The following is a 20,901-nucleotide window of genomic DNA, read 5'->3' on the forward strand; positions in this document are numbered from 1 at the left end:
CGCGGGGAGACCGTTCAGCCCTGGCCGGCCGCGGCCCGCAGGGCGATGCGGTGCTCGCCCGCGTACACGTTCATGGAGGCGCCCCGCAGGAAGCCGACGAGCGTCAGGTTCGACTCGGCGGCCAGGTCCACCGCGAGCGAGGAGGGGGCGGAGACCGCGGCCAGCACGGGGATGCCCGCCATCACCGCCTTCTGGGCCAGTTCGAAGGAGGCCCGCCCCGACACCAGGAGGACCGTCCGGGACAGCGGGAGGCGGCCGTCCTGGAGCGCGCGGCCGACCAGCTTGTCGACCGCGTTGTGCCGCCCCACGTCCTCCCGGATGTCGACGAGTTCGCCGTCCTCGGTGAACAGCGCCGCCGCGTGCAGACCCCCGGTCCGGTCGAACACCCGCTGCGCCGCGCGCAGCCGGTCGGGGAGGCTCGCGAGCAGTTCGGGCCCGAGGCGCACCGGGGGAGCCGTGTCGCCGTGCGTGTCGTCGATCGGCCAGCGCGCCGTGGTGCGCACGGCGTCCAGGCTCGCCTTGCCGCACAGACCGCAGGACGAGGTCGTGTAGACGTTCCGCTCCAGCGTGATGTCGGGCATCACGACGTCGGGGGCCGTCGTCACGTCGACGACGTTGTACGTGTTGGAGCCGTCCGCCGTCGCGCCCGCGCAGTAGACGATGTTCCGCAGCTCCTCGGCCCGGCCGAGCACGCCCTCGCTCACCAGGAAGCCCGCCGCCAGCGCGAAGTCGTCGCCCGGCGTGCGCATGGTGATCGCGAGGGGCTTCCCGTTGAGCCGGATCTCCAGTGGCTCCTCGGCGACGAGCGTGTCCGGGCGGGTCGAGACCGCCCCGTCCCTGATGCGGATCACCTTGCGTCGTTCCGTGACTCGTCCCATGTCCTGATCAGTCCCGGTTCTGTACGTGCTGGTAGCCGAAGCGGCCCTTGATGCAGAGGTTGCCGTGGGTCACCGGGTTGTCGTGCGGCGAGGTGACCTTGACGATCTCATTGTCCTGCACGTGCAGGGTGAGGTTGCATCCCACGCCGCAGTAGGCGCACACCGTGGTCGTCTCGCTCTGCGCCGACTCGTCCCACGTACCCGCCGCGCGCATGTCGAACTCCGACTTGAAGCTGAGCGCGCCCGTCGGGCACACCTCGATGCAGTTGCCGCAGTACACGCACGCCGAGTCCGTGAGCGGCGCGTCGTGCTCGACCGCGATCCGGGCGTCGAAGCCGCGCCCGGCGACGGAGATGGCGAACGTGTTCTGCCACTGGTCGCCGCAGGCGTCCACGCACTTGTAGCAGAGGATGCACTTGTCGTAGTCGCGCACGTACAGGTCGTTGTCGACCCTCGGCTCCTCGTTGAGCCGGGCCGCGTCCGGGCCGAAGCGGTCGGGCTTCGCCTCGTACTCCTTCAGCCAGCCCGCGACCCCCGGAGTCGTCGACAGGTCCACCGAGGAGGCGAGGAGCTCCAGGACTACCTTGCGGCTGTGCCGGGCCCGCTCGGTGTCGGTGAGCACCTCCATGCCCGCCTCCGCGGTGCGTGAGCAGGCGGGGACCAGGGTGCGGGCGCCCGCGACCTCGACGACGCAGACCCGGCACGCGTTCTTCGGGGTCAGGGTGTCGCCCTGGCACAGCGTCGGGATGTCCTTGCCCGCCGACCGGCAGGCGTCCAGGATCGTCGAACCCTCCGGCGCCCGGACGGGCTCGCCGTCGAGCGTGAACTCCAGCAGACGGCGGGGGATACCCAGCGGTGTCACGGTCATTCGTACGCCCCCAAGCGGTCGATGGCGGATTCCACGGCGTTCCACGCGGTCTGTCCGAGACCGCAGATCGAGGCGTCCTTCATGGTGCGGCCCACCTCGCGGAGCAGGGCGATGTCCGGTTCGGCCGCCGCGCCCCTGCGCTCGGCGATGCGGTGCAGCGCCTCCTCCTGGCGCACGGTCCCGACCCGGCACGGCACGCACTGCCCGCACGACTCGTCCCGGAAGAACTCCGCGATCCGCAGCAGCAGCCGGGGCAGCGGCACCGTGCCGTCGAAGGCCAGCACGACCCCGGACCCGAGCGTCGCGCCCGCCTCCCGCGTCCCCTCGAAGGTGAGCGGGATGTCCAGTTCGTCGGGACGTACGAACCCGCCGGCCGCGCCGCCGAGCAGGACCGCGCGCAGGCCCTCGCGCACGCCCGCGAGCTCCAGCAGTTCGCCGAGCGTCGCGCCGAAGGGCAGCTCGTAGACGCCGGGCCGGTCCACGCTGCCCGACACGCAGAACAGCTTCGGGCCGGTGGACGCGCCGGTGCCGACCGCCGCGTAGGCCTGCGCCCCCATCGTGAGCACGGGCAGCACGTTGACCAGCGTCTCCACGTTGTTCTCCGCGGTGGGCCTGCCGAACAGGCCCTTCTCCACGGGGAACGGGGGCTTCGAGCGGGGCTCGCCCCGATGGCCCTCGATGGAGTTGAACAGGGCCGTCTCCTCGCCGCAGATGTAGGCGCCGGCGCCCCGCCGGATCTCGATGTCGAAGGAGTACCCCTGCCCGAGGATGTCGTCGCCGAGCAGTCCGCGGGCGCGCGCCTGCCCGAGGGCGTGCTCCAGCCTCGCCAGCGCGCGGGGGTACTCCCCGCGCAGGTACAGATAGCCCTGGCGGGCCCCGACCGCGAACCCGGCGACCGTCATCGCCTCGACGAGCGCGTACGGGTCGCCCTCCATCAGCACACGGTCCTTGAAGGTGCCCGGCTCGGACTCGTCGGCGTTGCAGACGAGGTAGTGCGTCCGGTCCGGCTGCGAGGCCGTGGCCTGCCACTTGCGGCCGGTGGGGAAGGCGGCGCCGCCCCGCCCGACGAGGCCCGACTCGGTGACCTCGCGGATGACCCCGGCGGCGCCGATCGCGAAGGCCCGGCGCAGCGCGGTGTAGCCGCCGTGCGCCCGGTAGTCGTCGAGGCTCGACGGGTCGACCACGCCCACGCGGCTCAGCAGGACGAGGCCGTCCCGGCCCGCCTGGGGCACCGCCGCGGCGGCCGGCGGCTCCACGGGCGCCGAGTCGGGCGCGGTCGCCGCGAGCACCGCCGCCGCGACGGTGGCGGGCGCCGACACGGCGGTACGGACCGGGTCGCCGGCCCGGACCGCCAGGGCGGCGGGCGCGCGCTCGCACAGGCCGAGGCACGGGCTGCGCTCGACACTCACGCCGCTGCCCGGACCGAGCCGCGCCTCGACGCCCGCGCACAGCTCCGGAGCGCCGGCCGCGGCGCAGGCGAGGTCCGTGCACACGTGCAGGACGGTCGAGGGGCGGGGCCGCACCGAGAACATCGCGTAGAACGTGGCCACCCCGTACGCCTCCGCCGGGGGCACGGTCAGCCGGCGGCAGAGGTAGCCGAGCGCGCCCTCGCTGATCCAGCCGATCCGGTCGTTGACGGCGTGCAGCCCCGGCAGCAGCAGGTCACGGCGCTCCCTTGCCTCCCGGCCGCCACGCGCCCACCTCAGGTCGGCGTCGGAGCGGTCGGCGCCCTCCCACGAGGACTCCGGCGGACCGAGGAGCGCGTCGACCGCGGCCCGCTCCTCGTCCGTCGGTTTGCTGTCACCGAAGTGCAGGTCCACCACATCACCTCACTTGAAGAGCAACCGGCAGCTTGTCGATCCGGATCGCCGACGCCTTGAACTCCGCCGTCCCCGCGATCGGGCAGTTCGCCTCGATCGTCAGCTGGTTGGTGTCCACCTCGTCGGGGAAGTGCATGGTCATGAACGCGAGCCCGGGCCGCAGCGCGGTGTCGACCCACACCGGGGCCAGCACCGAACCGCGCCGGGAGGAGACCCGGACCTCCTCCCCGACCGCGACGCCGTAGCGCTCCGCGTCCTCCGGGCACAGCTCGACGTACTCCCCGCGCCGCAGGGGCGAGGCGAAACCGCCGCTCTGCACACCGGTGTTGTACGAGTCGAGCCGCCGTCCGGTGGTCAGCCGGATCGGGTACTCCTCGTCGGTCAGGTCGACCGGCGGATCGTGCGCGACGATCCCGAAGGGCGCGCGCCGCCCCCGCTCGCCCGGATCGGACGCCCACAACCGGCCGTGCAGGTACGTGGGTTCGACGCGGTCCGTCGCCGGGCACGGCCACTGGAGTCCCTGGTGCTCCGCCAGCCGCTCGTACGTCATGCCGTAGTGGTCGGGTGAGACCGACCGCAGCTCGTTCCACACGGCCTCGGAGTCCGCGTACTTCCAGTCGTGGCCCAGACGCGAGGCGAGGTCGCAGAGGATGTCGATGTCCTCGCGGGCCTCGCCCGGCGGGGTCACGGCGGCACGGACCCTTTGGACCCGGCGCTCGCTGTTGGTCGTCGTGCCCTCGGTCTCGGCCCAGCCGGCCGTCGCGGGCAGCACGACGTCCGCCAACTCGGCCGTCCTCGTCAGGAAGATGTCCTGGACGACGAGGAAGTCGAGGGCCCGCATCCGGCGGACCGCCTGCTCGCTGTCGGCCTCCGACTGCGCCGGGTTCTCCCCGATGCAGTAGACGGCCCTGAGCGAGCCCTCCTCCATGGCCTCGAACATCTCGGTGAGGTTCAGCCCGTAGTGGGGCTGGATCACGGTGTCCCAGGCGGACTCGAACTTCCGCCTCGTGTCCGGGTCGAGGATGTCCTGGAAGCCGGGCAGCCGGTTGGGGATCGCCCCCATGTCGCCGCCGCCCTGCACGTTGTTCTGGCCGCGCAGGGGCTGCAACCCCGAGCCGAACCGCCCCACATGGCCCGTGAGCAGGGACAGGTTGATGAGCGCGCGCACGTTGTCCGTGCCGTTGTGGTGCTCGGTGATGCCGAGCGTCCAGCACAGCTGCGCGCGCTCCGCGCGGGCGTAGGCGTGCGCCAACTCCCGTATGGCCGCCGCCGGTACGCCCGTCACCTTCTCGGCGAGGGACAGGGTCCACGGCTCGACGAGCTGCCGGTACTCCTCGAAGCCGGAGGTCGCCCGCTCGACGAACGCCCGGTTCTCCAGCCCGGCGTGGATGATCTCGCGGCCGATGGCGTGCGCCATCGGGATGTCGGTGCCCACGTTCAGCCCGAGCCAGCTCTCGGCCCACTCGGCCGTGGAGGTGCGGCGCGGGTCGACCGCGTACATCCGGGCGCCGTTCCTGATCCCCTTCAGCACGTGCTGGAAGAAGATCGGGTGCGCGAAGCGGGCGTTGGAGCCCCACATCACGACGAGGTCGGTGTGCTCGACCTCGGCGTACGAGGAGGTTCCGCCGCCGGAGCCGAAGGCCGCCGACAGTCCGGCGACGCTGGGCGCGTGGCAGGTGCGGTTGCAGGAGTCGACGTTGTTGGTGCCCATCACGACCCGCGCGAACTTCTGTGCCACGTAGTTCATCTCGTTGGTCGCGCGGGCGCAGGAGAACAGGCCGAACGCGCCGCGGGCGGAGCCGAGGCCGCGTGCCGCGCGGTCCAGCGCCTCGTCCCAGGTGGCGCGCCGGAAGGGCTCGTCCCGGGAGTCGCGGACCAGGGGATGCGTGAGTCGGGTGTACGTCTTGGGGGTCCGGTCGCGTCGGCTCATGCGGCTGTCCTCAATGCGAGCAGGTCCGAGATGGCGTGGACGGTGCGGAGCGTGGGCACCGGGACATCGGTGATCTCCGCCAGTTCGACGACCGCGGCCAGCAGGACGTCGAGTTCGAGCGGCTTGCCGCGCTCCAGGTCCTGGAGCGTCGAGGTGCGGTGGTCGCCGACGCGTTCCGCGCCGGCCAGCCGCCGCTCGATGGAGACACCCACCTCGCACCCCAGCGCGCGGGCCACCGCGAGGGTCTCGGTCATCATGATCTCGATGACCCGGCGGGTGCCGCCGTGCAGGCACATCTGCCGCATGGTCGCGCGGGCCAGGGCGCTGATGGGGTTGAAGGAGATGTTCCCGAGCAGCTTGAGCCAGATGTCGTTGCGCAGGTCGGGCTCGACCGGGCACTTGAGGCCGCCCGCCGTCATGGCCTCGCTGAACCGGGTGCAGCGCGCGGAGACCGAGCGGTCGGGCTCGCCGATGGAGAACCGGGTGCCTTCGAGGTGGCGGACGACCCCCGGTCCCTCCAGTTCCGTGGCCGCGTAGACGACGCATCCGACGGCCCGGGAGGGGGCGAGCACCGCACTGACCGCGCCCTGCGGGTCGACGCTCTCGACGCGGTGGCCGTCGTGGGGCCCGCCGTGCCGGTGGAAGTACCACCAGGGGATGCCGTTCTGCGCGGCGATCACCGCGGTGGTGTCGTGCAGGAGCGGCTCGACGAGCGGCCCGCACGCCGCGTACGAGTTGGCCTTCAGGCCCAGGAGGACGAAGTCGACCGGGCCCACCTCGGCCGGGTCGTCGGTGGCGTGGGCCCGGGCGGTGAAGTCGCCGCGCGGGCTGAGCACTCGCACTCCGTGCTGCCTCATGGCCGCGAGATGCGGTCCACGGGCGATGAGGTGCACATCGGCACCCGCGCGATGCAGCGCGGCACCGACGTAGGCGCCGATGGCACCGGCGCCGAGAACTGCCACTTTCACTGGAGGGCTCCGTTCGGTCGAGGGTACCGACGAAAGGCTGTGGAGCGGTTCGGCCGTCGGGCGGTGGGGCTTCGCGTGGGCTTCGGGGCGCCGGAGTCCAGGAACGGCCCGGCTCCGAAGCGGTGGAGCCGCATGACGAAGAACCGTGTCGACGGAATATTGTCTACAGTATGGGAGTTGGGGCAGCAAGGGTTCGCGCACGACCTGGAACACGAGCGCCGACGACCGCCCAACGGACCACCCCGCGCGGCGCAGGGCCGCAGACGCCGAGCGGGCGCGGCACGACATCGCGCGGCACGGCCCCGATCGGCGCGGCACGGCAGCGGGCGGCACCGCACGGCACGGCCCGTCGCGACCGCAGCACCCTCGGTGAACAGGCGGAGTCGACCCCCTCCGACCGCTCGTCGGACCCCAACGACCGTTCGTCGCGCCCGGGATACCGCTCACCGCATACGGTCGACGAGTTCGCACGGGCCGACTTCCCAACCGAGCAACCGCTTCCTATCGTCCGGGATCATGAGTCCCCCCATCGCGCCACCCGGTTGGAGCCGCTGGCTCGTCCCACCCGCGGCCCTGTCCGTCCACCTCTCCATCGGACAGGCCTACGCCTGGTCCGTGTTCAAGCCGTCCCTGGAGTCCGCCCTGGACCTCAGCGGCACCCAGAGCGCCCTGCCCTTCCAGCTCGGCATCGTGATGCTCGGCCTGTCCGCCGCGTTCGGCGGCACCCTCGTGGAGCGCAACGGGCCGCGCTGGGCGATGACGGTGGCCCTCGTCTGCTTCTCGTCCGGCTTCCTGATCGCCGCGCTCGGCGCCGCCACCGAGCAGTACTGGCTGATCGTCTTCGGCTACGGGTTCGTCGGCGGCATCGGCCTCGGCATCGGCTACATCTCGCCCGTCTCCACGCTGATCAAGTGGTTCCCCGACCGGCCCGGCATGGCCACGGGCATCGCCATCATGGGCTTCGGCGGCGGCGCCCTGATCGCCTCGCCGTGGTCCGCGCAGATGCTGGAGTCCTTCGGCTCCGACAGCACCGGCATCGCCCAGGCGTTCCTCGTGCACGGACTGACGTACGCGGTCTTCATGTCGCTCGGCGTGCTGCTCGTACGCGTGCCGCGTCCCGCCGCGAGCGCCGCGGACGGAACCCCCGTGCCCCTCGAGGGCGTGCAGGTGTCCGCAGCCGGTGCCGTGCGCACGCCGCAGTTCTGGTGCCTGTGGGTCGTCCTGTGCATGAACGTCACGGCGGGCATCGGCATCCTGGAGAAGGCCGCGCCGATGATCACGGACTTCTTCGCGGACACCTCGACCCCCGTCTCGGTGTCGGCGGCGGCGGGCTTCGTCGCGCTGCTCTCGGCCGCCAACATGGCGGGCCGCATCGGCTGGTCCTCCACCTCCGACCTGATCGGCCGCAAGAACATCTACCGCGTCTACCTGGGCGTCGGCGCGCTGATGTACGCGCTCATCGCCTGGGCGGGGGACTCCTCGAAGCCCCTGTTCATCGTCTGCGCGCTGGTGATCCTCTCCTTCTACGGAGGCGGCTTCGCGACCGTCCCGGCCTATCTGAAGGACCTCTTCGGCACCTACCAGGTCGGCGCGATCCACGGCCGGCTGCTCACCGCCTGGTCGACCGCGGGAGTCCTCGGCCCGCTGATCGTCAACTGGATCGCGGACCGGCAGGAGGAGGCCGGGAAGTCCGGATCGTCCCTCTACGGACTGTCACTGGTCATCATGATCGGACTGCTCGCGGTCGGCTTCGTGGCCAACGAACTCGTCCGCCCCGTCCACGTCCGGCACCACGTCCCCGCCCAGAAGGAGGTCGCCGATGTCCAGGAGCGACAGCAGCCCGCCTAGCCGCCGCGGCCTGGTCGCCCTCGCCTGGATCTGGGTCGGGACACCACTCGCCTACGGCCTGTACGAGCTGGTGCGCAAGGCCACGCAACTGTTCACGGGGTAGGTGTTCGGGGGTCCGGGGGTCTGACGGAAGCCGACAAGGGTGGCCCTCCATTCCTGTGACTTTACGTGCCCTCGTACCCGTGAGTACCTGATCAGACTGGTGAGTCCCGTTACCCAGGCACCAAAGGGGACCGCCCATGAACGGCTCACGCATCGCCGCTGTAGGCCACTATCAGCCCGCCAGGATTCTCACCAACGCGGACCTGGCGGAACTGGTGGACACCAGCGACGAGTGGATCATGAGCCGGGTGGGCATCCGCACGCGCCACATCGCCGGGCCCGACGAACCCGTCGACGAGCTGGCCGCGAACGCCGGGGCCAAGGCCCTCGCGAGCGCCGGCCTGACCCCCGGGGACATCGACTTCGTCCTGGTGGCCACCTCCACGGCCGTCGACCGGTCGCCGAACATGGCGGCCCGCGTCGCCGCCCGGCTCGGCATCCCCTCACCCGCCGCGATGGACGTCAACGTCGTCTGCGCGGGCTTCACGCACGCCCTCGCCACGGCCGACCACGCCGTGCGCGCGGGCGCCGCGACCCGGGTCCTGGTCATCGGCGCCGACAAGATGTCCGACGTGGCCGACTGGACGGACCGCACCACCTGCGTGCTGGTGGGGGACGGTGCGGGCGCCGCGGTCGTCGAGGCCGCCGAGGAGCCGGCCATCGGGCCCGTGCTGTGGGGATCGGTCCCCGAGATGGGGAACGCGGTCCGCATCGAGGGCACTCCCTCGCGGTTCGCGCAGGAGGGCCAGAGCGTCTACCGGTGGGCGACCACCAAGCTGCCGCCCCTCGCGCGCAAGGCGTGCGAGCGCGCGGGCCTCGTCCCGGAGGACCTCGCCGCGGTCGTCCTGCACCAGGCGAACCTGCGGATCATCGAGCCACTGGCCGAGAAGATCGGCGCCGTGAACGCCGTCGTCGCCCGCGATGTCCGCGACTCCGGGAACACCTCCGCCGCGAGCATCCCGATCGCGCTGTCCAAGCTCGTCGAACAGGGGGAGATCACGTCCGGCGACCCGGTGCTCCTGTTCGGGTTCGGCGGCAATCTCTCGTACGCGGGCCAGGTCGTCCGCTGCCCCTGACCGGACCTCCGTCCGGGCCCTGACGTGCGCGTTCCACGGTGGGCCCGGCCCTTCGGCGGCGGCGGTGTGACGAGGCCAACTCCCCCTCGGCCTGGCCATTGTGCGCCGTAGACTGTAGACGAAAGACAATTGATACTGGCGTTTCGGCCGCCGCGATGGCGCCGCTGCCCAGGAGGGGGACGCGATGTTGTCGACCGGACTGCCGCAGGGGTCGGTGCCCAAGCTCGAACGGCCCGGCCCGCTGCGGGACCGCGTCTACGAGGCACTGCTCGAACTCATCACCACGCGCGCCCTGCGGCCCGGTCAGCACCTGGTCGAGAGCGAACTCGCGGGGCACCTCGGGGTGTCCCGGCAGCCGGTGCGCGAGGCGCTGCAGCGGCTGAACACCGAGGGGTGGGTGGATCTCCGGCCCGCGCAGGGCGCGTTCGTGCACGAGCCGACCGAGGCCGAGGCGGACCAGCTCCTCACCGTGCGGACGCTCCTGGAGGCCGAGGCGGCCCGGCTGGCGGCGGCCAACGCGGGCACGGCCGGCATCGCCGCGCTGGAGGAGCTGTGCGCCCGGGGCGAGGAGGCGGTCGGCGCCGACGACGTGGACGCCGCGGTGGCGACCAACGCCCGCTTCCACGCCAAGGTCATGGAGTTGGCGGGCAACACGGTCCTCGCGGAACTCGCCGCGCAGGTCGACCGCCGGGTGCGCTGGTACTACACACCGGTCGCCCGGCAGCGCGGCAGCCAGTCCTGGATCGAGCACCGGGACCTGATCGCCGCGATCGCCGACCGTGACGAACAGCGGGCGACCGACGTGATGCGGGCCCACACCGAGCACACCCGCGCGACCTACCACGCGCGACCGCGCGACTAGGCGGACCGGTTGCCGGCGGGGCCGGACGAGCTTCGTCCGGGCCCGCCGGCGACCGCGCTCCTCCTGCCGGCCCGCGCAGGCCACGGCATCGAGGACCCGGGCGCCGGGGGACGGCCGGGGGCGGCGAGGGTCCGCGGCGCGGTCCGGCGCGGACCCCTTCCACCCGAGGGCACGGCGGCTCCGGCCGCCGTGCCCTCCGTGCTGTCGCGGACCCGTGAACGGGTGTGCTCCGACCCGCCTTTGTCCTTTGAGTGGAAGAAGTCGTGGGCAATTCCTGCTCAACTTCTTCCCAGGTTGGGCAGCCACTGCTACGTTCCCCTCGAAAGCCAGCGACGGCGGTGCCGATGAGGCGGGGAGGGGCTCGTGAGACGAATGACGGCACGACCCGGAAACGCCCACCAGGCGCGGCTGCTCAGGCTGTTGCGCGACGGGGGCCCCAACTCCCGCGCACAACTGGGTGACCAGGTCGACCTCTCGCGCTCGAAACTGGCGGTGGAGGTCGAACGGCTCCTGGAGACCGGACTCGTGGTGGCCGACGGACTCGCCGCCTCGCGCGGCGGCCGCCGCTCCCACAACATCCGGCTCGCCCCCGCGCTCCGCTTCCTCGGCGTCGACATCGGTGCCACGTCCGTGGACGTGGCCGTCACCAACGCGGAGCTGGAGGTGCTCGGGCACATCAACCAGCCCATGGACGTGCGCGAGGGGCCCGTCGCGGTCTTCGAGCAAGTCCTGTCCATGGCAGCGAAGTTGAAGGCTTCCGGACTCGCGGAGGGGTTCGACGGCGCCGGTATCGGCGTCCCGGGACCCGTCCGTTTCCCGGAGGGCGTGCCGGTCGCCCCGCCGATCATGCCGGGCTGGGACGGTTTCCCGGTGCGCGAGGCGCTCAGCCAGGACCTCGGCTGCCCCGTCATGGTCGACAACGACGTGAACCTGATGGCGATGGGGGAGCAGCACGCGGGCGTGGCCCGTTCCGTGGGCGACTTCCTCTGCGTCAAGATCGGCACCGGCATCGGCTGCGGGATCGTCGTCGGCGGAGAGGTCTACCGCGGTACGACGGGCAGCGCGGGCGACATCGGGCACATCCAGGCCGTGCCCGACGGCCGCCCCTGCGCCTGCGGCAACAGGGGTTGCCTGGAGGCCCACTTCAGCGGCGCGGCACTCGCCCGCGACGCGACGGAGGCCGCCCAGCAGGGGCTTTCCCAGGAACTCGCGGCACGGTGGGAGGCGGCGGGTGCCCTGAGCGCCGTCGACGTCGCCGCCGCCGCGGCGGCCGGTGACGCCACCGCCCTCGATCTCATCCGCGAGGGCGGCAACCGAACCGGCCAGGTCATCGCCGGACTAGTCAGCTTCTTCAATCCGGGCCTGGTGGTGATCGGCGGCGGTGTGACCGGACTCGGCCACACCCTGCTCGCCGCGATCCGCACCCAGGTCTACCGCCAGTCGCTGCCCCTGGCGACCGGCAATCTGCCCATCGTCCTCGGGGAACTGGGACCCACCGCCGGAGTCATCGGCGCGGCCCGGCTCATCAGCGACCACCTCTTCTCACCCGCGTAGCACCCGCCCACCGAGCCGTCGGCACGGCACAGCCCTCTCCGGAGCCGCACCCCCGCACCACCCCCGCAGCTTCCGCACTTCACAACTCCGGTGTTCCTGACCGTAGTTGCCGTCGTACAGCGCACCTCCGCACCGCGTCACTCAGCACAGCGCCCTTCCGTACAGCCCTGCCTCACTCCGCCCTGCCCTGCGACCGGCCCGCACGCCGAGGGGAACCCTCATGGCACCAGAACCACCCCTGCTCACGATGTCCGGCATCACCAAGTCGTTCCCCGGTGTCCGGGCCCTCGACGGCGTCGACCTCGACGTCCTGTCCGGCGAAGTGCACTGCCTGCTCGGTCAGAACGGCGCCGGGAAGTCCACCCTCATCAAGGTCCTGGCCGGCGCCCACCAGCCCGACGACGGCACCATCGGCTGGCGGGGCGAACAGGTCACCCTGCGCTCCCCGATCGCCGCGATGCGCCTCGGCATCGCCACCATCTACCAGGAACTCGACCTGGTGGAGGGCCTGTCGGTGGCCGAGAACGTCTACCTCGGCCATGAGCTGACGACCGCCGGATTCGTGGTCCGCGGAAAGGACGCGCGCACGGCGACCGCGGCGCTGCTCAAGCGGCTCGGGCACCCGGAGATCGACCCGGCGCGGCGCGTCGGCGAACTGTCCGCCGCACAGCAGCAGATCGTCTCCATGGCCCGCGCCCTCTCCCACGACGTCCGCCTCATCGTGATGGACGAGCCGTCCGCGGCCCTCGACCCCGACGAGGTCGACAACCTCTTCCGGATCGTCGGGGACCTCACCGCGGAGGGCGTCGCCGTCGTCTACATCTCGCACCGGCTGGAGGAGATCCGCCGCATCGGCGACCGCGTGACCGTGCTCAAGGACGGACGGGCCGTGGCCGGCGGGCTGCCCGCCAAGTCGACGCCGACCCGCGAGGTCGTGGCCCTGATGACCGGGCGCAACGTCGAGTACGTCTTCCCGGAGCGGCCCACACTCCGGGACCTGCCCGATCCGGTGCTGGAGGTCCGGGGACTCGCCCGCGACGGGGAGTTCGCCCCGCTCGACCTCACCCTGCGCCCCGGAGAGATCGTCGGCCTCGCCGGCCTCGTCGGCTCCGGCCGGTCCGAGATCCTGGAGACCGTCTACGGCGCCCGCCGGCCGAGCGCGGGCGAGGTCCTCGTCGACGGCCGCCGGCTGAAGCCCGGCAGCGTCCGCGCCGCCGTCCGCGCCGGGCTCGGACTCGCCCCCGAGGAACGCAAGGCACAGGCCCTGCTGATGCTGGAGTCCGTCACCCGGAACGTGTCCGTCTCCTCCATGTCCCGCTTCTCGTACGCGGGTTGGCTGGACAGGAGCGCGGAGCGGGACGCCGCCCGCAAGGCGACGCGCGAACTGTCGCTGCGCCCCGACAACCCCTCCGCCCCCGTGCGGACCCTCTCCGGCGGCAACCAGCAGAAGGCCGTCCTGGCCCGCTGGCTGCTGCGCGGCTGCCGCGTGCTGCTGCTCGACGAACCCACCCGCGGAGTCGACGTCGGCGCCCGGGCCGAGCTGTACGCCGTCATCCGCCGCCTCGCCGACGACGGCCTGGCCGTCCTCATGGTCTCCAGCGAGGTGCCCGAGGTGCTCGGCCTGGCCGACCGCGTCCTGGTACTCCGCGAGGGCCATGTCGTCCACACGGCACCCGCCCAGGAGCTGGACGAACACCGCGTACTCGACCTCGTCATGGAAGGAAGCCCGGCGTCATGACGCAGCCCGTGTCCCCACCCAGGGACGACACTCCGAAGCTGTCACCGCAGGCGGAACCCGGTTCGTGGCGGACGGTCGCTGCCCGCGCCGACGTCCGCACCCTGTCCCTGCTCGGCGTGCTGGCCGCCCTGATCCTCATCGGCGGCATCACCAAACCCGAGGAGTTCCTCGACACCCGAAACCTCCAACTCGTCCTCACCCAGGCCTCGGTGATCGGTGTCGTCACCGTCGGCATGACCTTCGTCATCACCTCGGGCGGCATCGATCTGTCCGTCGGCGCGATCGTCGCCCTCGCCTCGGTCTGGGCGACCACCGTCGCCACCCAGGAGTACGGCTTCGCGGGCGTCCTCTTCACCGCCGTCCTCGTCGGCGTCGGCTGCGGCCTCGTGAACGGCATGCTGATCGCGTACGGGGCGATGGTGCCCTTCATCGCCACCCTCGCCATGCTCGCCTCGGCACGCGGTCTCGCCCTCCAGATCACCGACGGCAAGACCCAGATCGTCTCCATCGAGGGGATTCTCGAACTCGGCGAGCGCGACTCCTACGTGCTCGGCGTCCCGCCCCTCGTCATGGTGTTCGCGGTCGTGACGATCATCGGCTGGCTCGTGCTCAACCGCACCACCTTCGGCCGCCGCACGGTCGCCGTCGGCGGCAACGCGGAGGCCGCCCGCCTGGCCGGCATCGACGTACGCCGCCAGCGCCTGTACCTGTACCTGCTCTCCGGACTGTGCTGCGGCATCGCCGCGTTCCTGCTCATCGTCCTGTCCGGCTCGGGCCAGAACACCAACGGCAACCTCTACGAACTCGACGCCATCGCCGCCGCGATCATCGGCGGCACCCTGCTCAGCGGCGGCCGGGGCACCATCACCGGCTCGGTGCTCGGCGTCCTGATCTTCACCACCATCACCAACATCTTCGCCCTGAACAACCTGCAGAGCGACGTCCAGCAGATCGCCAAGGGCGCGATCATCGTCGCCGCCGTGCTCGTCCAGCGCCGCACCGCAAGCACCACCTGAGGGACACACCTCGAGGAAAGGGACCCACCTCATGCCAGAACTCACGAGCCGCAGAGGACTGCTGTTCGGCACCGCCGCCGTCTCGGCCGGTGTCCTCCTCACCGGTTGCACCAGCAACGACTCCAGCGACGAGCCGGCGGCCAACGACCAGCCCGCCGCCGACGACAAGCCCGGCAAGCAGGTCACCATCGGGTTCGCGGGCCCCCAGGCCGACCACGGCTGGCTCAACGCGATCAACGACAACGCCAAGAACCGGGCGAAGAAGTACAAGGACGTCACCCTGGAGATCACGGAGGGCTCCAACGACACCGCCGCGCAGATCGGCCAGATCGAAACCCTGATCAACAAGAAGGTCGACGTCCTGGTGGTGCTGCCCGCCGACGGCAAGGCGCTCACCCAGGTCGGCCTCCAGGCCATGCGCGCCGGCATTCCGGTGATCAACCTGGACCGCATCTTCAACTCCCCGCAGGCGTACCGCTGCTGGATCGGCGGCGACAACTACGGCATGGGCCTGAGCGCCGGCCACTACATCGGCGAGAAGCTCAAGGACAAGAAGAACGCCCGGGTCATCGAGCTCGCGGGCCTCGACAACCTGGAGCTGACCCAGCAGCGCACGGACGGCTTCGACGCCGCCCTGAAGAACTACCCGAACATCAAGAAGGTCGCCCGGCAGGCCGCCGAGTTCACCGTCGAGTCGGGGCAGGCCAAGATGTCCCAGCTCCTGCAGGCCCAGTCGAAGTTCGACGCCCTGTGGAACCACGACGACGACCAGGGCGTCGGCGCGCTGCGCGCCATCAAGCAGGCCGGCCGGGACGACTTCCTCATGGTCGGCGGGGCGGGCGCCCTCTCCGCGTTCCAGGCCATCGAGTCGGACGACAGCGTCCTGAAGGCCACCGTCCTCTACCCGCCGACCATGGCCGCGTCCGCGATCGACCTCGCCCGCGCGCTCGGCCAGAGCAAGGGCGTCGGCGGCCTCGCCGAGTTCGAGATCCCGGCCTCCCTGACGCTCTACTCGGCCGTCGTCGACAAGGACAACGTCAAGCAGTACATGTCCACCGGCTTCAAGTGATGGGCCCTGTTCCGGGGGCCTGCCCGGCAGGCCCCACCCCCACAGCGCCGAGACGACGAGGAGGACCTCCGCATGGGACAGCCGCACGAGGGCGACGAGGCAGGGGACCGGTCCGGCACCGGGTCCGACAAGCCCGCGCTGGGCGTGGGCATGGTCGGATACGCGTTCATGGGCGCCGCCCACTCCCAGGGCTGGCGCACCGCGGGACACGTCTTCGACCTGCCGCTGCGACCGGTGCTCGCCGCCGTCTGCGGCCGTGACGCGACTGCCGTACGGACGGCGGCCGACCAGCTCGGCTGGGCGGCCGCCGAGACCGACTGGCGGGCCCTGATCGCCCGCGACGACGTCGACATCGTCGACATCTGCACCCCCGGTGACAGCCACGCCGAGATCGCGCTGGCCGCGCTGGCCGCGGGCAAGCACGTGCTGTGCGAGAAGCCCCTCGCCAACACGGTGGGGGAGGCCGAGGCGATGGCCGAGGCCGCCCGGGCCGCCGGCGACCGCGGCCAGGTCGCGATGGTCGGCTTCAACTACCGCCGGCTGCCCGCCGCCGCGCTCGCCAGGACCATGGTCGCCGAGGGGCGCATCGGCCACCTCCGGCACGTACGGGTGACGTACCTCCAGGACTGGCTGGTGGACCCGCAGTTCCCGCTGACCTGGCGGTTGCGCAAGGAGTCCGCGGGCTCGGGCGCCCTCGGCGACCTGGGCGCGCACATCGTCGACCTGGCGCAGTACCTCGCGGGCGAGCCGGTGGTGGGCGTCTCGGCGCTCACCGAGACCTTCGTACGCGAGCGGCCGCTGCCCACCGGAGCGTCCGTCGGGCTCTCGGCGTCCGCAGGAGGGCACCTCGGCCCGGTCACGGTCGACGACGCCGCCCTGTTCACCGGACGGTTCGGCTCGGGCGCCCTCGCCTCCTTCGAGGCCACCCGCTACGCGACCGGGCGCAAGAACTCCCTGCGCATCGAACTCAACGGGGAGGAGGGCTCGTTGGCGTTCGACCTGGAACGCCTCAACGAACTCTCCTACTACGACGGCACCGAGCCCGGGACCCGCGCCGGCTTCCGCCGCATCCTCGTCACCGAGCCCGACCACCCGTACCTGGAGGCATGGTGGCCGCCGGGCCACGGCCTCGGCTACGAGCACACCTTCGTCCACCAGGCCCGCGACCTGGTGCACGCGATCGCCGAGGGCGGCCGGCCCCTGCCGTCCTTCGCCGACGGGCTGCAGGTGCAGCGCGTCCTCGCGGCGGTCGAGGAGAGCGCCGCCAAGAACTCCGTCTACACCCCGACAGCGAGCTGAGAAGGGTCGGTCCCCATGCCTCGCACATTCACACTCTTCACCGGCCAGTGGGCCGACCTGCCACTCGAGGAGGTCTGCCGGCTCGCCCGCGACTTCGGCTACGACGGGCTCGAACTCGCCTGCTGGGGGGACCACTTCGAGGTCGACAAGGCGCTCGCGGACCCCGGGTACCTCGACTCGCGGCGGGAGCTGCTGGACAAGTACGGCCTCACCTGCGCAGCCATCTCCAACCACCTCGTGGGGCAGGCCGTCTGCGACGCCATCATCGACGAGCGCCACCGCGCGATCCTGCCGTCCCGCATCTGGGGCGACGGCGAGGCGGAGGGCGTACGGCAGCGGGCGGCGTCCGAGATCGCCGACACCGCCCGGGCCGCCGCCGCCTTCGGGGTCGACACCGTCATCGGCTTCACCGGCTCGGCCATCTGGCACCTGGTCGCGATGTTCCCGCCCGCCCCCGAGTCGATGATCGACCGCGGCTACGACGACTTCGCGATGCGCTGGAACCCCATCCTCGACGTCTTCGACACGGAGGGCGTGCGGTTCGCGCACGAGGTCCACCCGAGCGAGATCGCGTACGACTACTGGACGACGCAGCGTGCGCTGCAGGCGGTGGACAACCGTCCCGCGTTCGGGCTGAACTTCGACCCCTCGCACTTCGTCTGGCAGGACCTCGACCCGGTCGGCTTCCTGTGGGACTTCCGCGACCGGATCTACCACGTGGACTGCAAGGAGGCCCGCAAGCGCCTCGACGGCCGCAACGGCCGGCTCGGCTCGCACCTGCCGTGGGGCGACCCGCGCCGGGGCTGGGACTTCGTGTCCGCGGGCCACGGGGACGTGCCCTGGGAGGACGTGTTCCGGATGCTGCGGTCCATCGACTACCGGGGGCCCATCTCCGTCGAATGGGAGGACGCGGGCATGGACCGGCTCCAGGGAGCGCCCGAGGCGCTGGCCCGGTTGAAGGCCTTCGACTTCGAGCCGCCCACGGCCTCCTTCGACGCGGCGTTCGGGGGCAACGACTGACGAGCCGCCCCGTCCCCCCACGCACGAGCAACCGCCCGGCCCGGACGGCCGGAACCCGCCCGGGCAGCAGTCCCGACCTGCCCCCGACCACCGCCATCCGTCTCCACGGCCGGATCCACCGGCGGAGGCCGACGCCCGCCGTCGGCCTCCGGAGACGACCGAACGCTTCTGTGTCTCCGGGGTGACGGCGCACCCCGGCGTATCTCGCACCCGCATGTACCACCAGCCCCACTCTGGAGGCATTCCGTGCACGGGAACGATCACATGGGCACCATCAGAACCACAGGCCTCAGACGACGTCCGAGAGTCCGCAGGACGCTCGCTCTCCTCACCGGGGCGATCCTCGCGGGCGCCTCCCTCACCCTGACCACGCCACCCGCGGGCGCCGCCGTCGCCGATCCGCCCGCCGCGCCCGCCGCGGCCGAGGACTTCCAGCAGGTCACCCTGGCCAAGGGCGAGGCCGAGGTCGGCGAGCCCATGTCGCTGGCCGTCCTCCCCGACCGCTCGGTCCTGCACACGTCCCGCGACGGCGAACTGCGCATCACGGACGCCGCGGGCAACACCCGCATCGCCGGCGAACTCGACGTCTACGCCCACGACGAGGAGGGGCTCCAGGGCATCGGCGTCGACCCCGGCTTCGCCGACAACCGCTTCATCTACCTCTACTACGCGCCGCCGCTCGACACCCCGGCGGGCGACGCCCCCGAGACCGGCACCGCGGCCGACTTCGCGCCCTTCGACGGCGTCAACCGGCTCTCCCGGTTCGTCCTGAGGGCCGACGGCACCCTCGACAACGCCAGCGAGAAGAAGATCCTCGACGTACCGGCGACGCGCGGCATCTGCTGCCACGTCGGCGGCGACATCGACTTCGACGCGGCCGGGAACCTGTACCTGTCGACCGGCGACGACTCCAACCCGTTCCAGTCCTCCGGCTACGCGCCCATCGACGAACGGGCCGACCGCAACCCGGTGTTCGACGCCCAGCGCACCTCCGGCAACACCAACGACCTGCGCGGCAAGATCCTGCGCGTCAAGGTGAACGCCGACGGCTCGTACGCGATCCCGGACGGGAACCTGTTCGCCCCCGGCACCGCGAAGACCCGCCCCGAGATCTACGCGATGGGCTTCCGCAACCCCTTCCGGTTCAGTGTCGACAAGGAGACCGGAATCCTCTACGTCGGCGACTACGGCCCCGACGCCGGTGCCGCCGACCCCGCGCGAGGACCCGCGGGGCAGGTCGAGTTCGCGCGTGTGACGAAGCCGGGCAACTTCGGCTGGCCGTACTGCACGGGCGACAACGACGCCTACGTGGACTACGACTTCGCGACCGGCGCGTCCGGGGACGCCTTCGACTGCTCGGCGCCGAAGAACACCTCGCCGCACAACACGGGCCTCACCGACCTCCCGCCGGCCGAGGCCGCCTGGATACCGTACGACGGCGCCTCCGTGCCCGAGTTCGGCGACGGCTCGGAGTCCCCGATGGGCGGACCGGTCTACCACTACGACCCGGCGCTCGACTCGCCGGTCAAGTTCCCCGAGGCGTACGACGGCGACTTCTTCGCCGGGGAGTTCGGCCGCCGCTGGATCAAGCGGATCGTCTCCGACGACAACGGCACCGTGCAGTCCGTCAACGACGTGCCGTGGACCGGCACCCAGATCATGGACATGTCCTTCGGCCCGGACGGCGCGCTGTACGTCCTCGACTACGGCACCGCGTGGTTCGGCGGCGACGAGCACTCCGCCCTCTACCGGATCGAGAACGCCACCGACGGCCACTCGCCCGTGGCGCAGGCCGCGGCGGACCGCACGTCCGGACAGGCGCCCCTGCGGGTGAAGTTCTCCTCGGCGGGCACCTCGGACGCCGACGGCGGCACCCTCACGTACCGCTGGGACTTCGGCGACGGCGGCACGTCCACGGCCGCGAACCCCACCCACAAGTACAAGCGGAACGGCACCTACACGGCGACGCTGACCGCCGAGGACCCGGACGGCCGCACCGGAAGCGCGAGCGTACGCGTCGTGGTCGGCAACACCGAGCCGAAGGTGACCCTCCAACTCCCCGAGGACGGACAGCTCTTCGCCTTCGGTGAGGCCGTGCCCTTCAAGGTCCGGGTGACCGACCCGGAGGACCGCACGATCGACTGCGCCAAGGTGAAGGTCACCTTCGTCCTCGGCCACGACAGCCACGGCCACCCGGTGACCTCGGCCAACGGCTGCTCCGGCACCATCCAGACGAGCGCCGACGGCGGGCACGACGAGGACGCGAACATCTTCGGCGTGTTCGACGCGGAGTACACCGACGGCGGGGGCGGCGGCCAGGAGGCGCTCACCGGCCACGACCAGAGCGTCGTCCAGCCCAAGCACCGCCAGGCCGAGCACTACGGCACGTCCAAGGGCGTCACGGTCCAGTCGAAGGCCACCGCGCACGGCGGCAAGACCGTCGGCGACATCCACAACGGCGACTGGATCGCCTTCGAGCCGTACGTCCTCGGCAACGCCACGAAGCTCACGGCACGGGTCTCGTCGGGCGGAACCGGTGGCAGGCTGGAGGTCCGCGCGGGTTCGCCCACCGGCCGGCTCCTCGGCACCGCGACCGTCCCCGTGACCGGCGGCTGGGAGACCTTCCAGGACGTCGGCGCCGCCCTCACCCGGGCGCCGCGGGGGACCACGTCGCTCCACCTCGTCTTCAAGGGGACCGGCACCGGGGCCCTGTACGACGTGGACGACTTCACCTTCACGACCCGCTGAGTGAGGCCCGCGATGCGAGCCACCGGCCGGCCGGCGGCGCCGTCGGCCGGTGCCGCCCCGCTCCTCGGAACCCCGCCGGGTCCCGCCGCCGCGACGGCGGGACGG

16 protein-coding genes are annotated in these 20,901 nt (G+C 71.8%); 11 read left to right on the forward strand and 5 right to left on the reverse strand.

Annotation, left to right across the window (positions count from 1 at the left end):
• Nucleotides 1-14: 14 nt before the first annotated feature.
• The 5 genes from fdhD to IE265_RS35980 are packed head-to-tail and all read right to left on the reverse strand — an operon-like array spanning nucleotide 15 to nucleotide 6,464.
• Nucleotides 15-878 carry a formate dehydrogenase accessory sulfurtransferase FdhD gene (gene fdhD, locus IE265_RS35960; protein WP_190039987.1) on the reverse strand — a complete coding sequence of 288 codons (864 nt, stop codon included), beginning with the start codon at nucleotides 876-878 and terminating at the stop codon, nucleotides 15-17.
• Nucleotides 879-885: 7 nt separating this feature from the next.
• On the reverse strand, nucleotides 886-1,746 hold the full coding sequence (locus tag IE265_RS35965; protein ID WP_190039988.1) for a 2Fe-2S iron-sulfur cluster-binding protein: 861 nt from the start codon (nucleotides 1,744-1,746) through the stop codon (nucleotides 886-888).
• Nucleotides 1,743-3,566 carry an NADH-ubiquinone oxidoreductase-F iron-sulfur binding region domain-containing protein gene (locus tag IE265_RS35970; RefSeq protein WP_190039989.1) on the reverse strand — a complete coding sequence of 608 codons (1,824 nt, stop codon included), beginning with the start codon at nucleotides 3,564-3,566 and terminating at the stop codon, nucleotides 1,743-1,745. The genes IE265_RS35965 and IE265_RS35970 overlap by 4 nt, the downstream gene beginning before the upstream one ends.
• Before the next feature lie 4 nt (nucleotides 3,567-3,570).
• A complete protein-coding gene (locus IE265_RS35975; protein WP_190039990.1) occupies nucleotides 3,571-5,496 on the reverse strand; it encodes a molybdopterin oxidoreductase family protein in 1,926 nt (641 codons plus the stop codon).
• Nucleotides 5,493-6,464, reverse strand: coding sequence for a 2-dehydropantoate 2-reductase (locus tag IE265_RS35980; RefSeq protein ID WP_190039991.1), 972 nt, complete (start codon nucleotides 6,462-6,464; stop codon nucleotides 5,493-5,495). Before IE265_RS35980 ends, IE265_RS35975 begins: the two co-directional genes overlap by 4 nt.
• Before the next feature lie 516 nt (nucleotides 6,465-6,980).
• Here IE265_RS35980 and IE265_RS35985 point away from each other — a divergent pair.
• The 11 genes from IE265_RS35985 (at nucleotide 6,981) to IE265_RS36030 (ending at nucleotide 20,796) form a co-directional block, all read left to right on the forward strand.
• Entirely contained in the window at nucleotides 6,981-8,312 is a 1,332-nt protein-coding gene (locus tag IE265_RS35985; protein ID WP_190039992.1) for an OFA family MFS transporter, read from the forward strand.
• Nucleotides 8,284-8,415, forward strand: a complete 132-nt coding sequence (locus IE265_RS39055) for an MFS transporter small subunit (protein WP_268255917.1) — start codon at nucleotides 8,284-8,286, stop codon at nucleotides 8,413-8,415. The genes IE265_RS35985 and IE265_RS39055 overlap by 29 nt, the downstream gene beginning before the upstream one ends.
• 136 nt (nucleotides 8,416-8,551) lie before the next feature.
• Entirely contained in the window at nucleotides 8,552-9,490 is a 939-nt protein-coding gene (locus tag IE265_RS35990; protein WP_190039993.1) for a beta-ketoacyl-ACP synthase III, read from the forward strand.
• Nucleotides 9,491-9,674: 184 nt separating this feature from the next.
• Nucleotides 9,675-10,352, forward strand: coding sequence for a GntR family transcriptional regulator (locus IE265_RS35995; RefSeq protein ID WP_190039994.1), 678 nt, complete (start codon nucleotides 9,675-9,677; stop codon nucleotides 10,350-10,352).
• Nucleotides 10,353-10,724: 372 nt separating this feature from the next.
• Nucleotides 10,725-11,906: an ROK family transcriptional regulator gene (locus IE265_RS36000; protein ID WP_190040002.1), complete on the forward strand. Its 1,182-nt coding sequence runs from the start codon at nucleotides 10,725-10,727 to the stop codon at nucleotides 11,904-11,906.
• 220 nt (nucleotides 11,907-12,126) lie between these two features.
• A complete protein-coding gene (locus IE265_RS36005) occupies nucleotides 12,127-13,644 on the forward strand; it encodes a sugar ABC transporter ATP-binding protein (RefSeq protein WP_190039995.1) in 1,518 nt (505 codons plus the stop codon).
• Nucleotides 13,641-14,660: an ABC transporter permease gene (locus tag IE265_RS36010; RefSeq protein ID WP_190039996.1), complete on the forward strand. Its 1,020-nt coding sequence runs from the start codon at nucleotides 13,641-13,643 to the stop codon at nucleotides 14,658-14,660. Before IE265_RS36005 ends, IE265_RS36010 begins: the two co-directional genes overlap by 4 nt.
• Before the next feature lie 31 nt (nucleotides 14,661-14,691).
• Nucleotides 14,692-15,729, forward strand: coding sequence for a substrate-binding domain-containing protein (locus IE265_RS36015; protein WP_190039997.1), 1,038 nt, complete (start codon nucleotides 14,692-14,694; stop codon nucleotides 15,727-15,729).
• A gap of 72 nt (nucleotides 15,730-15,801) precedes the next feature.
• A complete protein-coding gene (locus IE265_RS36020) occupies nucleotides 15,802-17,028 on the forward strand; it encodes a Gfo/Idh/MocA family protein (protein WP_190039998.1) in 1,227 nt (408 codons plus the stop codon).
• A gap of 15 nt (nucleotides 17,029-17,043) precedes the next feature.
• The gene (locus IE265_RS36025; protein ID WP_190039999.1) at nucleotides 17,044-18,048 is read left to right on the forward strand and encodes a sugar phosphate isomerase/epimerase family protein; all 1,005 of its coding nucleotides are present in this window, start codon (nucleotides 17,044-17,046) and stop codon (nucleotides 18,046-18,048) included.
• Nucleotides 18,049-18,312: 264 nt separating this feature from the next.
• Nucleotides 18,313-20,796, forward strand: coding sequence for a PQQ-dependent sugar dehydrogenase (locus IE265_RS36030; protein WP_190040000.1), 2,484 nt, complete (start codon nucleotides 18,313-18,315; stop codon nucleotides 20,794-20,796).
• Nucleotides 20,797-20,901: the final 105 nt, after the last annotated feature.

This window comes from Streptomyces fructofermentans (assembly GCF_014651055.1).
In the GTDB taxonomy this organism is placed as follows: Bacteria; Actinomycetota; Actinomycetes; order Streptomycetales; family Streptomycetaceae; genus Streptomyces; species Streptomyces fructofermentans.

Excerpts from the sequence above, each read along its gene's own strand:
- IE265_RS36010 (WP_190039996.1), top strand. The coding sequence starts at position 13,641 with ATGACGCAGCCCGTGTCCCCACCCAGGGACGACACTCCGAAGCTGTCA.
- IE265_RS35990 (WP_190039993.1), top strand. The coding sequence starts at position 8,552 with ATGAACGGCTCACGCATCGCCGCTGTAGGCCACTATCAGCCCGCCAGG.
- IE265_RS36025 (WP_190039999.1), top strand. The coding sequence starts at position 17,044 with ATGCCTCGCACATTCACACTCTTCACCGGCCAGTGGGCCGACCTGCCA.
- IE265_RS36000 (WP_190040002.1), top strand. The coding sequence starts at position 10,725 with ATGACGGCACGACCCGGAAACGCCCACCAGGCGCGGCTGCTCAGGCTG.
- IE265_RS39055 (WP_268255917.1), top strand. The coding sequence starts at position 8,284 with ATGTCCAGGAGCGACAGCAGCCCGCCTAGCCGCCGCGGCCTGGTCGCC.
- IE265_RS35965 (WP_190039988.1), bottom strand. The coding sequence starts at position 1,746 with ATGACCGTGACACCGCTGGGTATCCCCCGCCGTCTGCTGGAGTTCACG.
- IE265_RS36015 (WP_190039997.1), top strand. The coding sequence starts at position 14,692 with ATGCCAGAACTCACGAGCCGCAGAGGACTGCTGTTCGGCACCGCCGCC.
- IE265_RS36020 (WP_190039998.1), top strand. The coding sequence starts at position 15,802 with ATGGGACAGCCGCACGAGGGCGACGAGGCAGGGGACCGGTCCGGCACC.
- IE265_RS35985 (WP_190039992.1), top strand. The coding sequence starts at position 6,981 with ATGAGTCCCCCCATCGCGCCACCCGGTTGGAGCCGCTGGCTCGTCCCA.
- IE265_RS36030 (WP_190040000.1), top strand. The coding sequence starts at position 18,313 with ATGGGCACCATCAGAACCACAGGCCTCAGACGACGTCCGAGAGTCCGC.
- IE265_RS35975 (WP_190039990.1), bottom strand. The coding sequence starts at position 5,496 with ATGAGCCGACGCGACCGGACCCCCAAGACGTACACCCGACTCACGCAT.
- IE265_RS35995 (WP_190039994.1), top strand. The coding sequence starts at position 9,675 with ATGTTGTCGACCGGACTGCCGCAGGGGTCGGTGCCCAAGCTCGAACGG.
- IE265_RS36005 (WP_190039995.1), top strand. The coding sequence starts at position 12,127 with ATGGCACCAGAACCACCCCTGCTCACGATGTCCGGCATCACCAAGTCG.
- fdhD (WP_190039987.1), bottom strand. The coding sequence starts at position 878 with ATGGGACGAGTCACGGAACGACGCAAGGTGATCCGCATCAGGGACGGG.